This window comes from Haloarchaeobius amylolyticus (genome assembly GCF_026616195.1).
Taxonomy (GTDB): Archaea; Halobacteriota; Halobacteria; order Halobacteriales; family Natrialbaceae; genus Haloarchaeobius; species Haloarchaeobius amylolyticus.
This window is the reverse complement of the sequence record NZ_JANHDH010000001.1, coordinates 885,795-899,012: the sequence shown is the minus strand read 5'-3', so window position 1 is coordinate 899,012 and position 13,218 is coordinate 885,795. Positions and strand designations below refer to the sequence as shown.

Below are 13,218 nucleotides of genomic sequence, written 5' to 3'. Positions count from 1 at the left end.
CCCCTATCTACGGTAGAGTCCCGATGCCCCTGTCACGCACCGCGTTCGAGGAACGGGTCGCGGACCTCCCACCCGCGGCGTTCCGCGAATTCGTGGCGGCACTCCTCGCAGTCGAGGCCGAGTCGCTGGTGCGGAAGGACGGCGGGAAGGACTCGGGGACCGTCTTCGTAAGGGATGGAGAGCATTACCGGGTGGTCACCGGGGACGCCAGCGACGAGGATGGCGGGGACGAGGACGAGCAGGGGACGGAGTCCGACAGAGGCGACCGCGATTCGACCGCGGCCGACCGACTCGTCTACCACCCGGCGGTCGCTCCGCCCGACCCGCCCGGGCAGGTCCTCGACCTCTACTCCTTCGCGTGCTATGGGCTCGACCGCGCTTCGGTCGACGAGGTCTGTACCGAGTACCTCGGGACCCGGATGACCCGGGACGCCGGGGTCTCGATGCCAGCATCATCGACCGCGACAGCGACAGTCGATTCCGCCGAGGAGGGTGGCGACACATCCGAACTGGCGGGAGCCGCGGGGGACGACGAGGAGGAGTCAGACGGGGACGGCTCGCGGTTCGCGAAACGACCCGACGGGCTCGCCGCCTCGCCCGAGTTCCTCCGGTACGGGGCTGCCCCAGCAGCAAGCGACGAAGATGTGGGTGACGGAGCGACCGACCAGAACCCCGGCGAGGACCAGACTGCCGACGCCGGCTACGATGCCACCGACGGCTGGCGGCCGAACTGGCTCACCTCGACACCTCGGCTGGTCGTCCTCGGGCTGGTGGTCGTCGCCGTCCTCCTCGCCGGTGGTGGCCTCGCGCTCGGCCTGCTCCCCGGAGACGACGGGGGCGCGGGGGCGGACGGCGTGCCGGGGTCCGACACCAGCATCGCCGCCGAGGACCCCGAGTTCCGGCTGGACGAGAGCGACACCTATCCCGGCGACTTCGGGGGCGATACCCTCGCCGACCCGACCCCGAACGACGGCCGGCCGCCGGGGCTCGGGGCCTACGGCGTCACCGACGCTTCGACCCTCGCACAGGCACACGCGAACGCCCTCGCCGGGGAGTCCTACCGGTGGACGCTGGAGTTCGGCGCGACCGCCGACCCCTCGACCGACGGCCCGGTCTGGCGCGTCGCCAGGGAGGTGGTCACCGTCGAGAACCGGACCGTCTACTCGTCGGAACTGACCGGCGTCACCATCGACGGCGAGGCCATCGAGCAGACCGGGTCGGCCGACGGCGAGACCCGCGAGGTCGTCACGAAGAAGGGGAACACGTACGCCATCAACCGCGAACCGGTGATGGTCCGGTACGGGGAGGGCTACCACGAGGACCGCGCCGAGCGATTCGTCGAACTGTACCTCGATACCCCGCGGAGCATCCGGAGCGGCTCCTACAGCGTCGACGGCCTGACGTACCACCGGGTCGTCGGCTGGAACGCCCCGCCGGGGCTCTCGAACGTCACGGACTACCGGTTCGTCGCGGTCGTGACCGAGGACGGCCTCGTCACGGACCTCACGGTGAAATACGAACGGTCGACGCCGGCCGGGGACCAGACCGTGACCGTGTCGTTCCACTACGACGACGTCGGTGAACCGGGAATCGACGCCGGCGTGAACGGGACCACGACGGGTGAGCCGACGACGAGCGAACCCACGACTGCCGACCCGACCACGACCGACTCGACGACGAGTCGGCCGCTCACTCGATGACCTCCTCCAGGAGCGTCCGGCCGCCGCCGGGTTTCGACTCCCACTCCCACTCGTCCTCGACGCGGACGCGCCCGTCGTCCAGCAGCGTCACCTCGCCGATGGAGTGGCCGGTCGCCGTCTCGCCGTCCTCGGTCAACTGGACGTACCGGACGTCCCACCGCTCCCCGTCGAAGGTCCCCACCAGGTACCCCTCGACGATGGACCCCCCGGCGTAGTCGGCGCTGATGCGCTGTCCCTCCTGCCGGAAGTGCAGACTCGTGTCGCTCGATACCTCGCCGCCTTCGTTCTGCCGGGCGGTGAGCGTCCGCCCGTCGAGCGAGATAGCTGTCGCCATGGTTGGAGTACGCGGCGAGCGAGAGTAAAGGTACGTACTACTGTGGGACGCCCGCCGGGCTGTCCTCGTCGAACACCTGCCCGTCGACCACGATGGGTTCCGAGCCTGCGGCGTCCCGTGGTTCGCCGACCGTACAGATCATCGTGCGGTCCTGCGCGAACGCGAGCTGGTGGTTCAACAGGACCTTGCTCTGGTCCTTGCGGACCTGTCTGGTCTGTCCGGTCCAGTAGCCGTTCTCGGGGATGGACTCCACCACCCCGTGCATGTGCTCGATGTCGGCGTCGGTCTCGTACAGCAGCGACCAGTGCTCGCCGACCAGCTCGTCGGGCTCGTACCCGAAGCACGTCGCGTAGGCGTCGTTGGCGAAGACGAACTCGCCAGCCGGGTTCAGCAGGCTGACGCCCTGGCCGACCGACTCGATGGCGGCCATCAACTGCCGACTCCGGCGTTCGGCGTGGTACTTCTCGACCAGGTTCCGGACGCGGTTCGCGAGTATCTCGTACTTCTCGAGCCCACCCGACTTCTGGAGGTAGTCGGACACCCCGGCGGAGATGGCCTCGCTGGCCACCTCCTCGGAGCCCTTGCCCGTGAACAGCACGAACGGTATCTCGGCCTCACGCTCCCTGACCTCGCGTAACAGTGCCAGCCCGTTCATCTCCGGCATGTCGTAGTCGCTGACGATGCAGTCGGGACTGTCCTCCTCGAGCATCGACAGTGCACTCGTCGGCGACGTCACCGACGTAATCTCCAGACTGTCGTCGGTCTTCTCGAGGACAGTACCGACCAGCTCGGTGAATGCAGGGTCGTCGTCGACGTGCAGGAGACGGACCGTCGGGCGGCTCATCGTACCTCTACGAGCGTTCGAGTAAGCTTAACCGTTCCTGCCAGTTGTCATAGAGAGGACGTGTCACTGTGCCGGGTACCCCTCCTCGTAAACTATCGAGGAGCAGAGGGTAAACGCAAAGAAATGCATGCAGCGTTCATTTTAAGTTCCCGGTTACCCACACTATGGGCGTGGCGCTGAGTGAACCCCGCAGTACAGAGACCGACGAGCCGAGATGTGGCCGCGTCTGTACCGATGGGACTACCTGTGACAGGACGGTACAGGACGAAGGACGAGCCTGCTGGCAGCACCGAGACTTGACCAAGATCGACCAGCAACTGCGCAACTGAGGCCGTGGTCGAGGGGGATGGAAACCCGATTCACCTCCAACTAATCTGTTATTTCTGACATTCGTCTCGGAGCCCGGGGCTCACGGATTCGGTCGCCACAGGAATGCGCGGACCGGGATTCGAACCACGGTCAGACGTGCTCGCTGCGCTGCGCGCGACCTCCCTGATTCGAATCCCTCCGTTACGACCGTCTTCGCTCCACATGACTCGGAGCCTGTGGCTCCTCGTCTGGTTCCGCTCAGAAAGTGCGCGGACCGGGATTCGAACCCGGGCCATGAGCTTGGAAGGCTCAGGTCCTACCACTAGACCATCCGCGCGTCGGGAGTACACTCCGACGTTCGCCCCGAGGGACACAAAACACTTCGGAATTGCATCGACGGGGACGTCGCTGTCGGGCGTTGTGTCCGAAGTACCCGCAGCAGTTCGTGCACGAGGCACGAACCTGGCGACGCAGGGCGCGTCGCTGCGGTCGCCCGGGCGAGCCGTGCGCGAGGGCCCACCGGGGCACGCGAATCCCACACCAACGGGTGTGCGCATCTGACGTTTCTCGGTGACGCCTTATGGTCTTTACCCTTTCGAACCGGCCACCGTCGCGTAGCAGTTCCCGGAGGAGACCTCGCTGGCATGGACAGTCAGGTCGCTGGCCGCGAGGTCGGCGTCGAACTCCGCGGGCGAGTAGATGTGGTAGAATCTCGGGACGGTGACGCCGCCGGGCAGGGTCCAGTCGACCTCGGTGTCGAAGGAGTCCTCGCGGTCGAAAGTGTCGTGGGCGGTCGACCACGCGGAGACGAGGGCGCGGCCGCCGGGGGCGAGCACGCGGGCGAGTTCGTCGAGGCTGGCCCGGCGCGCGTCCCCGGTCGGCAGGTGGTGGAGGGTCGCGACGTAGACCGCGAGGTCGACCGTGGCATCCCGGAGGGGGAGTCGGGCAGCGTCGGCCTGTACGAGGTCGACCGCGAAGCCGTGGTCGGCGGCGCGCTCGCGTCCGGTCTCCAGCAGGCCGCGGGAGAGGTCGAGACCGACCACGCTGTCGCAGTTGCCGGCCAGCAACTCGGCGTGGCGGCAGTTGCCACAGCCGAGGTCGAGCCCCCGGCCGCCCTCGGGCGCGTCCGCGACGAAGGACTCGACCTCCGGCCAGGCGTACTCCCGGGTCTTCGCGAAGTGGGCCGCGATGCGGTCGTAGGTGTCGCGGGTGTTCGACGGGGAGCGGTCCATGGCGGAGTTCTCGCGGGCGACCGAGGTAAGGGATTGGATTCCGGCTCAGGGCCCGGGGATGAGGACGATGAACGTCGCGTAGGCCATCGCGATGAGGATGGCCGCGTGCTTGGCCCCGGTCCGGATGTCGCCCGAGGAGAGCTGGCCGGCGACGAGGCCCGAGAGCAGCCCCTGGATGATGGTCGTGTGGAAGAACACGAGGATGTACTCGTCCTTGTCGATGCTGCCGGTCTGGCCGACTCCACCCACCGCGGGGACGTTCTGGGCGCTTGCGGTCCCGCCGCCGGTCGCGTTCATCGCCGCGGTCGTGCCACCCTCCGGGAGGCTCGGGATGAGCACGATGGAGAGGACCACCACGATGAACAGGAAGACGAAGAACGCGAGGTAGACGACGACCATGTAGGTCACCATCTCCTGGCGACGGGCGCGCTTCAGCCGGCGGTCGGCCTTCGCCTGGTTCGCGGCGATGCGCAGCACCGTCGCGAGGTCGCCGCTGGCGTTCATCGCCTTCGTCGTGATGGTGACGACGCGCGAGATGATCTGGGTCCGCATGCGCGCCTCGAACCGGCGCAGCGCGGTCTCGATGTCGGCGCCCCATCGGATGTCGGCCCAGACGCGGTCGAGTTCGGTGTCGAGCGCCCCGAGTTCGGACCGGCGGACGCGCTCGATGGACTCGACGACGGTCATCCCGGCTTCGTTGACGCTGGCGAGGCGGTCGAGCAGGTCCGGGACGGCGGCCTCGATGGCCTCGGCGCGGCGTCGGTGGACCTCGTAGGCGATGGCGAAGGTACCGATGACGAACAGGGCCGCCTGGATGAGGAGGTCGTCGAACTCGCGGATGTTCAGGCCACCGGCGTCGACGACGCCGGGGAGCCGGAGGAGGACGATGAGGAGAGCGAGCGGAACCGTCACCCACAGGAGCGCGAGGGGTTTCTCGACCACGGTCCGGAACGGGTTCCCCAGGATGGACCGCAGGGACCGGAACTGCCGGTACGCCTTCAGGCGCGCGACGTTCCCGGCGTCGTCGTACCCGTCGTAGCCACCGTCGGTCTGGGGCGCGTTCGCCCGGCGGACGCCCGAGAGGCCGTCGACGGGCGCCTCGACGTTCTCGTACCCGCGGCTCGTGGCGATGGTGTCGGTCGCCGAGAGCAGGTAGAGGATGAAGATGAGGTTCGCACAGGGGAGGATGACGTAGACAAACACGCGAAGCGGGTCGAGGGTGTCACCGACCGCGATGCCGAGGACGACGAGGATGGTGATGAGGAAGAGCGGCCCGGCGACGAGGACGGTGACGTAGGCCTCCGCGAGCGTCGCAAGCAGGTCGAGCAACTTCTCCTGCTGAGACTCGGCCTCCTCCTGGAAGTCGCGGTACTGCTGGTGGAGGAACTCCGAGAGCGACCGCCCGGACTGGAGGACGCTGGCGAGGTTCTCCGCGAACTCCTTGAACTGCGAACTCGGCGAGCGCCGCGCCATCGTGTGGATGGCGGTGATCATGTCCTGGCCGAACATGTCCATGTTCCGCACCGCGACGTGGACCTCCTCGGCGGACTCGCCGTAGATGTGCTGGTTCTCGGCGAGGATGCGCATGACCTTCGGGAACTCCATGCCAGACCGCGAGAGCGCGTAGATGAACGCGATGGTGCGGGGCAGCGACGCCTCGATGCGCCGCTCGCGCTCGTCCCCGCGGTAGTCCGGGTACCACCAGCGGTACCAGTACGTCATCCCGGCGAAGGAGGCGCCCAGCGTGAGGCTGGTCACGGCCATGAGCGCGAACAGCTCGAAGACGGAGATGGTCGGGAGGCCGACGAAGTTCGCGAGGAAGTGCAACTCCGGGGGGAACACCGCCCGGATGGTCTCCGCGTCGATGGCGAGGATGATGAGCCCGAGCCAGATGAAGTACATCCCGAGGATGGAGCCGACGAGGGCCGCGGCGGCGGTGTAGAGCGCCGTCTTGGAGGCGTATGTCCGGTACGTGGTCGGGATGTGCGCCGCCCGGAGGAGCTGTTTGCGACGGTTGCGCTTGCGCCCGCGCTGGCTGATGTACTTCCCGAAGATGATGAGCGAGAACCGGGTGACGATGCGGTCGGCGTAGACGCTGACGGGCGAGAGCACCACCGGGAGCGCGATGCAGATGGCGAGGACCAGCGGGACGTAGTTCGCCCAGGACATCTCAGTCGCTCTCGGCCTCGGCTTCGGCCGGTTCGGGCTCCTCCTCGGTCGGTTCTATCTGGGCCATGGCGCGCTCGGCGTCGGCGTAGTACTCGTTTATCATCGCCGTGAACCGCCGGTAGTCCGTGATGTCCTTCTCCCAGAGGTACTCGAGGAACCGACGCCGGTTCCGGAGTTCGCTCAGCATCTCCTGCTGTGACCAGCCGCGCTCGTCGCGGATCTCGTCGAGCACCTCCGAGCCCGAGGAGGTGAAGGTGTCGTCGTTCGCGTTCCAGGTGAACGCGGTCGAGTAGTCGAGTTCGCCGGTCCGCTGGTCGATGCCCTCGATCTCGGCGATGGTCTTGTTCCGGCGGACGCGCTCGCCCTCGAGGCGGGTCAGCGTCTGCACGCAGAGCACGTCGAGGCTCTGGACCATCGACCGGGGGACGTTGATGGGTTCGTTCTCGAGGCGGTTGATGACGGTGCGGACCGAGTCGGCGTGCATCGTCGAGTAGGTCGTGTGCCCGGTGTTCATCGCCTGGAACAGCGTGATGGCCTCTTCACCGCGGACCTCGCCGACGATGATGTACTCGGGGCGGTGCCGGAGTGCCGAGCGCAGCAGGTCGTACATCGTCACGTCGGTCCCCTCGTGGAGGCGTTCCCTGGTCACGGAGGAGAGCCAGTTGTCGTGGTACAGCGTGAGTTCGCGGGTGTCCTCGATGGTCAGCACCTTCGACCGGGGCGGGATGAACATCGAGATAGCGTTCATGCTCGTGGTCTTCCCGGATGCCGTCCCACCGGCGAAGATGAGCGACTTGTTGTTCTCGATGGCGAGCCAGAGGAACGCCATCTGGTCGATGTTGAACGTCCCGTAGTCGAGCAGGTCGATGGGCGTGAACGGCTCCTCGGCGTACTTGCGGATGGTGAACGCCGACCCGCGCGGGGTGACCTCCTCCCCGAGAGCGAGTTCGGCACGCGAGCCGTCGGGCAGCGTCGTCTCGACCATCGGGTCGCCGATGGAGATGTGCCGGCCGGAGTGCTGGGCCAGCCGGACGACGAAGTTGTCCAGTTCCTCGGCCGCGAACGAGACGTTGGTCTCGATGTCGGTGTAGTCGTCGTGGTAGACGAACAGCGGGAGGTCGTACCCGTCACAGGAGATGTCCTCCACGTGCGGGTCGTGCATCACCGGGTCGAGCTTGCCGTACCCGCGGAAGGCCCGCCAGAGGTAGTACAGTAGCTTGTGGTAGGTCCGCATGTCCACGTCGGCGCCGTACCGCTCGAGGTGTTCGAGCAGGGCGTCGTCGAGCACCTGCTCGCTGTCCTTCTCGTCGAGGTCGCGCCGGTAGACTAGCGGGTCCCGGATGTCCTCGAACAGGGTCTCCAGCAGGGCGTGCTCGTAGTCGTCGAGCTCCGGTTCGACGACGTAGTAGAGCGACTCGTTTGCGTTCGGGTCGTGGTTGATGGACACGAAGGCGTAGGGCGCGTTCACCCAGTAGCGGTCCACCTCCTCGTAGCCGTCGAGGCCGTCGAACGTCACCAGCGACCCGTGTTCGTCGGGGTAGTACGGCTCCCTGGAGATGGTCGTGCCGCGGAGCATCTGCAGGGTCCGCTTGATGCGTTCCGTCAGGGAGGACGCCGTCGAGGTGGCCGCGAGGCTCGCGGCGCTGTCGCTGACCCCATCGGACTGGAGACTGGACGGTGCATCCGACCGTTGCTCGTTCTGATGTGACATGTGATGCCGGTCGGTCGGCGCGAAGCCCAGACGCCGGAGGGGCCGACCGTGCGTTGTGAGGCAGATAAGCGAGGCCGTCACTTAAATCAGGCGGCCAAAACGGTCGGTACGGGCCCTAAGTGCGCTGTGCGAACAGGTTCAGCGCACCGAAGACGACGAGGATGAGCGTCCCGACGAGCCCGACCGGGACGAACTGCTGGATGCCGATTATCTTGGTGTTCTGCGTCGCGTTGAGCCGGAGCGCCGCCCAGAGGTAGATGCCGGCGAGGGCCAGCATGAGGGCGCCGACGACGTAGACGCCGCGGCCGGGGAGCTTCGCGACGACCTCGTCGACCTCCATGTACATCAGGACGCTCACGGCGAGCAACAGCGCGAGGATGCCGAGCGAGACCGTCCAGCCCATGTGGGCGGCCGCCTGGGCCGGCAGCTGCCCGGACGTCTCGTTGAAGAACCCGAGCGGCGTCTTCAGGGTCGTCCCGTCGATGAACCCCGAACCGAGGACGTACCGGATGCCGAAGAAGGGGAACCGGAAGATGATGACCGTCGTCTCCTTCGTGGCGTCGCCGACCAGCGAGGCGCGGCCGTAGACGACCGACCACGGGAGCAGCATCGAGAGCCACGCCGTCAGGACGGCGAACTCCTCGGTGTACTCCGAGTTTATCCAGACCATACAGCGAAGCCCTCGCCGACGGTGATAAAAGCTATCGAAGACGGCCGCGTCGGGGCCCGGGCGGTCAGGCCACTCGCCGGGAGACTCGGAACCGACAGGCGTGGTTTCGCCCAGCGTGGAAACCGGCCGATTCCGCGGGAGCCATCGCCCGAATCCGGGCGAACGCGCCTGTCGGGGCGTTACGTTCTTACCTCGTGAGTGCCAACCCGCCAGCGTGGAATGAGGCGCGACTACTTCACGCTGCAGGTCAGCAACGTCGACTGGGTCGAGGAGGACGAGGGCACCCCCGCGAAACCGACCGTAACCATCGAGTTCGAGGGGCCAGTCTCGACGCTCCGAGAGCGCCTCACAGGCACCGACGGCGAACCGCTCGAGGCCGCAGAGACCGACGTGGCGTTCCGGCTCCAGGACTCGCTCGACGGCGAGGCCCCCCGCGGCGTCGTGAGCGTCACGAACCGCGTCACGGGCGACTTCATCCTCGAACTCAACGAGGACGCCGACGACGTGCTCACGTTCATCAAGGCGGCCCGTCGCTACGGCGAGTCCGCCGATGGCGAGGGCGAGTACACCGTCGAGGTGTCTCTCGAAGGCGAGTCGTTCGTCACCTACGACAAGAGCACGTTCCTCGTCTACAACGAGGAGGGCGGGCTCCTCCGGAGTCAGAGCCTGATCCCGAGCGGCGTCGAACTCTAGAAGGCGGTCCACGCCGTCGGCTCGCCGCCGAGGCCGACGACACGCAGTTCTCTTCCGTCCTCTCCGGTCCGCGTCTGTACCATCCCGTCGAAGAGCTGGCGCACCGTGTTGACGGTCTGTTCGTCGTGTGCGCTCTCGTCCAGCGTGGCGAAGCCGATGCTCTGGGCGGCGCTGATGCGCCCGGTCAGGATGTGGAGGAACCGGAACACGGTCTTGACGTCGGCGTACATCAGGAGCTGGGAGATGGAGTCGAGGGCCACGCGGGTCCGGTCGTTGCGCTGGGCGAACTCCTCGAGCAGCCGCGATGACGCCATCCCGATACCGGTGAACTCGCCGGGCGAGGAGACGAACCGGTTCAGGTCGTGGTCCGGTGGGTCGACCCCTCGCTCCTTCGAGACGCAGTCGACGATGCCGAGAGTCGGCGTGTCGGTGTCGGGCCCGCGGACCGCCTCCCGGACCGACCCGGCGTCGTTCTGCGTCGTCACGACCAGCGCACCGTCCCCGAGTTCGAGGCCGTCCCGCAGCAGTGCACAGCAGAGGTCGTACTTCCCGGACATCGCCGGTCCCGTCACGAGCACGTTCGTGCCCGGCCGAAGCTCCCCGACGGGGAGCCGCCCGCTCACGTCGTACATACCCCCTCCGTCGGCCGACTCCCCTCGTCCCATCGCGTCTCTGCCCGTGACCGATACATCGCACGCAGGTTTCGTGCACGCCTGCTTAAATGCGTGGTGTCCCCACCGCGGATGCCAACACATACGTAGCGCCCCACAGAATCCCCGCGCATGACACTGTTCGGGACAGCTGGAATCCGCGGTCCGGTCGCGGAGGTAGTGACGCCGGAGCTGGCGCTCGCGGTCGGCCGCGCCGCGGGCCTCGACGGCGAGACGTTCGTGGTCGGGCGAGACGGCCGGGAGACGGGGTCGGCCCTCGCGGCCGCGATGGAGGCCGGACTGGAGAGTTCGGGTGCCGACGTGTACCGGGTGGGGCAGGTGCCGACGCCGGCGCTGGCGTTCGCCTCGCAGGGTCGCCGTGGCGTCATGATCACGGCCAGCCACAACCCGCCGGCCGACAACGGCATCAAGATGCTCGCGGACGGGGTGGAGTACGACCGCGACGCCGAGGTACGGCTGGAGGACCGCGTCGAGACCGGGACGCCCCGCGTCGAGTGGGACGAGTGGGGGACCGGCCACCGGGAGGCCGTCCTCGAGAAGTACCGCGACGCCGTCGCCGAGTACGCCCGTGACATCGGTGGTCGCGAGGAGTCGCCGCTGTCGGGCCTTCGCGTCGCCGTCGACTGCGGCACCGGGATGGCGAGCCTGGCGACCCCGCAGGTGCTCAAGCGTCTCGGGGCCGAGGTCGTCGCACTCAACGCCAACGTCGATGGGCACTTCCCCGCCCGCGAGTCGAAACCGACGCCGGAGACCCTGACCGACCTCATCGCCTTCCTCGATGAGGGCGACTTCGACCTCGGCATCGCCCACGACGGCGACGCCGACCGCATCGTCGTCGTTGCTCCCGACGGCGAGGTCGTCCACGAGGACACCGTGCTGGCGATGCTGGCCGGCCACTACACGGCGGAAGCTGACGTGACCGACCCCGTCGTGGTGACCACGCCGAACGCCTCGGCACGCATCGACGAGCAGGTCGAGGCCGCCGGCGGCCGGGTCGAACGGGTCCGGCTCGGGGCACTGCACGAAGGTATCGCCCGCGAGCGCGAGGCCGGCACCGACGAGACGAGCGTGGTCTTCGCCGCCGAACCCTGGAAGCACATCCACTCCGCCTTCGGCGGCTGGATCGACGGCGTCGTCAGCGCCGCGGTCATCTCCCGACTGGTCGCCGAACACGACGGCCTGGCCGCCCTCCGTGCCCCCATCACGGAGCGCCCGTACCGGAAGGTGAGCGTCGACTGTCCCGACGACGCGAAGGCGGACACGATGGAGTTGCTCGCGACCACCCTCCCGGAGACGTTCCCCGAGGGGTCGGTCGACACCGACTACGGGGTCCGCATCGACCGCCCGGACGGCTCGTGGGTGCTCGTCCGCCCGAGTGGTACCGAACCGTACGTCCGGGTCTACGCCGAGAGCGAGGACGTCGATGCACTGGTCGAGACCGCCGTGACGACCGTCGAGGACGCGGTCGACAGCGTCCAGTAGCGTCGTCTCCCACCACGGGATTCTCCACCCGGATACCGGGGACCCTCCCCGGCAGTCGACAGGTCCCACGACCCGGCCGTGCGCGTCGACACCTTGCACAGTCAACCTCGTCGTCCGTATATATTTCCGCGGTGGATTCCGTACGACCGGTTTGGTTTCGTACCGTTCGGGCGAAAATATTACTCACGGTGGGCTGCCGCTTCGAGGGCGGTCCGACGGGTTTAAATCACGGTCGTTCATGGTACAACGACATATGAAGGGTGACAGACGAACGTTTCTGAAGAGTGCTGGTGTGGCAGGCACCATCGCTCTGGCAGGATGTATCAGCAGCACAGACGATTCTGGTTCGACCGAGACGACCACTGAAGGCTCCACCGACGAGTCGGGTGGCGACGGGACCGAGACCCAGACCGAACAGACCACCTCGGGTGGCGAGATGGCTGCAAACATCGGGATGGTGTACGCGACCGGTGGCCTCGGCGACAAGTCGTTCAACGACATGGCCCAGCGCGGCGCTCAGGAAGCCAAGGACGAACTCGGCATCTCGTTCAGCCAGGCCCAGCCGGAGACCAACTCCGACTTCAAGCCCGCACAGCGCCAGTTCGCCCAGTCGACCGACCCGAACTACGACCTCGTCTGCTGTATCGGGTTCGCCCAGACGGACGCCCTGAAGGAGAACGCGAGCCGCTACTCCGACCAGCACTTCATGCTGGTCGACTCCGTCGTCGAGGCGGACAACGTCGCGAACTACGTCTTCAAGGAGCACGAGGGCTCGTTCCAGGTCGGCCACCTCGCCGGCCTACTCACGTCCCAGCAGTTCTCGACCGCGAAGGCGGAGACGAGCGGTGACTCCACGACGCTCGGCTTCGTCGGCGGCGTGAAGGCGCCCCTCATCGAGAAGTTCCAGGCCGGCTTCGAGGCCGGTGCGAAGTACGCCAACGAGGACATCGACGTGCAGTCCTCCTACGTCGGCTCGTTCAACGACCCGACCGCCGGGAAGGAGGCAGCCGCCTCGATGTACGACTCCGGCGCGGACATCGTCTACCACGCCTCCGGTGCGACCGGCCTCGGCGTCTTCCAGGCCGCCAAGGAGAAGGGCAAGTTCGCCATCGGCGTCGACGCCGACCAGTCCAAGAGCGACCCGGACTTCAAGGAGTACATCCTCGCGAGCATGGTCAAGCGCGTGAACACGGCCGTCTTCGAGGCCATCGAGTCCGAGGTCAACGGCAACTTCAAGGGTGGCAACGTCGTCACGCTCGGTCTCGAGCGCAACGGTGTCGAGTGCGTCTACGGCCAGACGCTCGGCTCCGAGATCCCGCAGTCCGTCAAGGACAAAGTGTCGAAGTCCCGCGAGGCCATCATCAACGGAGAGATCTCCGTCCCGTCCAAGCCGTAGATAGGTG

Annotated in this window: 11 protein-coding genes and 1 tRNA gene; 4 read left to right on the top strand and 8 right to left on the bottom strand. The window is 67.2% G+C overall.

Annotated elements, in window-relative coordinates:
* The first annotated feature begins 23 nt into the window (after nt 1-23).
* Nucleotides 24-1,700, top strand: a complete 1,677-nt coding sequence (locus tag NOV86_RS04625; RefSeq protein ID WP_267640083.1) for a hypothetical protein — start codon at nt 24-26, stop codon at nt 1,698-1,700.
* Here the strand turns inward: NOV86_RS04625 and NOV86_RS04620 are convergent.
* From NOV86_RS04620 to NOV86_RS04590, 7 genes are all read right to left on the bottom strand, one after another.
* On the bottom strand, nt 1,690-2,034 hold the full coding sequence (locus NOV86_RS04620; RefSeq protein WP_267640082.1) for an avidin-fold protein: 345 nt from the start codon (nt 2,032-2,034) through the stop codon (nt 1,690-1,692). The genes NOV86_RS04625 and NOV86_RS04620 overlap by 11 nt on opposite strands.
* Nucleotides 2,035-2,071: 37 nt before the next feature.
* Nucleotides 2,072-2,878 (bottom strand): response regulator, encoded by an 807-nt coding sequence (locus NOV86_RS04615; protein ID WP_267640081.1) that lies wholly within the window; start codon nt 2,876-2,878, stop codon nt 2,072-2,074.
* Nucleotides 2,879-3,453: 575 nt separating this feature from the next.
* Nucleotides 3,454-3,524, bottom strand: a tRNA-Gly gene (locus tag NOV86_RS04610).
* Between the two features lie 250 nt (nt 3,525-3,774).
* On the bottom strand, nt 3,775-4,419 hold the full coding sequence (locus tag NOV86_RS04605; RefSeq protein ID WP_267640080.1) for a class I SAM-dependent methyltransferase: 645 nt from the start codon (nt 4,417-4,419) through the stop codon (nt 3,775-3,777).
* Between the two features lie 45 nt (nt 4,420-4,464).
* Nucleotides 4,465-6,588 (bottom strand): type II secretion system F family protein, encoded by a 2,124-nt coding sequence (locus NOV86_RS04600; protein ID WP_267640079.1) that lies wholly within the window; start codon nt 6,586-6,588, stop codon nt 4,465-4,467.
* 1 nt (nt 6,589) lies between these two features.
* Nucleotides 6,590-8,299, bottom strand: coding sequence for a type II/IV secretion system ATPase subunit (locus NOV86_RS04595; RefSeq protein WP_267640078.1), 1,710 nt, complete (start codon nt 8,297-8,299; stop codon nt 6,590-6,592).
* A gap of 115 nt (nt 8,300-8,414) precedes the next feature.
* Nucleotides 8,415-8,969: a DUF7549 family protein gene (locus NOV86_RS04590; RefSeq protein ID WP_267640077.1), complete on the bottom strand. Its 555-nt coding sequence runs from the start codon at nt 8,967-8,969 to the stop codon at nt 8,415-8,417.
* 219 nt (nt 8,970-9,188) lie between these two features.
* On the opposite strand from NOV86_RS04590, the gene NOV86_RS04585 reads away from it, so the two are divergent.
* Nucleotides 9,189-9,662 (top strand): DUF5793 family protein, encoded by a 474-nt coding sequence (locus NOV86_RS04585; protein WP_267640076.1) that lies wholly within the window; start codon nt 9,189-9,191, stop codon nt 9,660-9,662.
* Here the strand turns inward: NOV86_RS04585 and NOV86_RS04580 are convergent.
* A complete protein-coding gene (locus NOV86_RS04580) occupies nt 9,659-10,294 on the bottom strand; it encodes an RAD55 family ATPase (protein ID WP_267640075.1) in 636 nt (211 codons plus the stop codon). The genes NOV86_RS04585 and NOV86_RS04580 overlap by 4 nt on opposite strands.
* Before the next feature lie 150 nt (nt 10,295-10,444).
* On the opposite strand from NOV86_RS04580, the gene NOV86_RS04575 reads away from it, so the two are divergent.
* Both NOV86_RS04575 and NOV86_RS04570 read left to right on the top strand, forming a co-directional pair.
* On the top strand, nt 10,445-11,815 hold the full coding sequence (locus NOV86_RS04575; RefSeq protein WP_267640074.1) for a phosphopentomutase/phosphoglucosamine mutase: 1,371 nt from the start codon (nt 10,445-10,447) through the stop codon (nt 11,813-11,815).
* 253 nt (nt 11,816-12,068) lie between these two features.
* Entirely contained in the window at nt 12,069-13,211 is a 1,143-nt protein-coding gene (locus tag NOV86_RS04570) for a BMP family lipoprotein (protein ID WP_267640073.1), read from the top strand.
* Nucleotides 13,212-13,218: the final 7 nt, after the last annotated feature.

Coding starts and splice junctions, on each gene's coding strand:
- NOV86_RS04580 (WP_267640075.1), bottom strand. CDS start 10,294: ATGTACGACGTGAGCGGGCGGCTCCCCGTCGGGGAGCTTCGGCCGGGC.
- NOV86_RS04585 (WP_267640076.1), top strand. CDS start 9,189: ATGAGGCGCGACTACTTCACGCTGCAGGTCAGCAACGTCGACTGGGTC.
- NOV86_RS04595 (WP_267640078.1), bottom strand. CDS start 8,299: ATGTCACATCAGAACGAGCAACGGTCGGATGCACCGTCCAGTCTCCAG.
- NOV86_RS04570 (WP_267640073.1), top strand. CDS start 12,069: ATGAAGGGTGACAGACGAACGTTTCTGAAGAGTGCTGGTGTGGCAGGC.
- NOV86_RS04615 (WP_267640081.1), bottom strand. CDS start 2,878: ATGAGCCGCCCGACGGTCCGTCTCCTGCACGTCGACGACGACCCTGCA.
- NOV86_RS04625 (WP_267640083.1), top strand. CDS start 24: ATGCCCCTGTCACGCACCGCGTTCGAGGAACGGGTCGCGGACCTCCCA.
- NOV86_RS04575 (WP_267640074.1), top strand. CDS start 10,445: ATGACACTGTTCGGGACAGCTGGAATCCGCGGTCCGGTCGCGGAGGTA.
- NOV86_RS04600 (WP_267640079.1), bottom strand. CDS start 6,588: ATGTCCTGGGCGAACTACGTCCCGCTGGTCCTCGCCATCTGCATCGCG.
- NOV86_RS04620 (WP_267640082.1), bottom strand. CDS start 2,034: ATGGCGACAGCTATCTCGCTCGACGGGCGGACGCTCACCGCCCGGCAG.
- NOV86_RS04605 (WP_267640080.1), bottom strand. CDS start 4,419: ATGGACCGCTCCCCGTCGAACACCCGCGACACCTACGACCGCATCGCG.
- NOV86_RS04590 (WP_267640077.1), bottom strand. CDS start 8,969: ATGGTCTGGATAAACTCGGAGTACACCGAGGAGTTCGCCGTCCTGACG.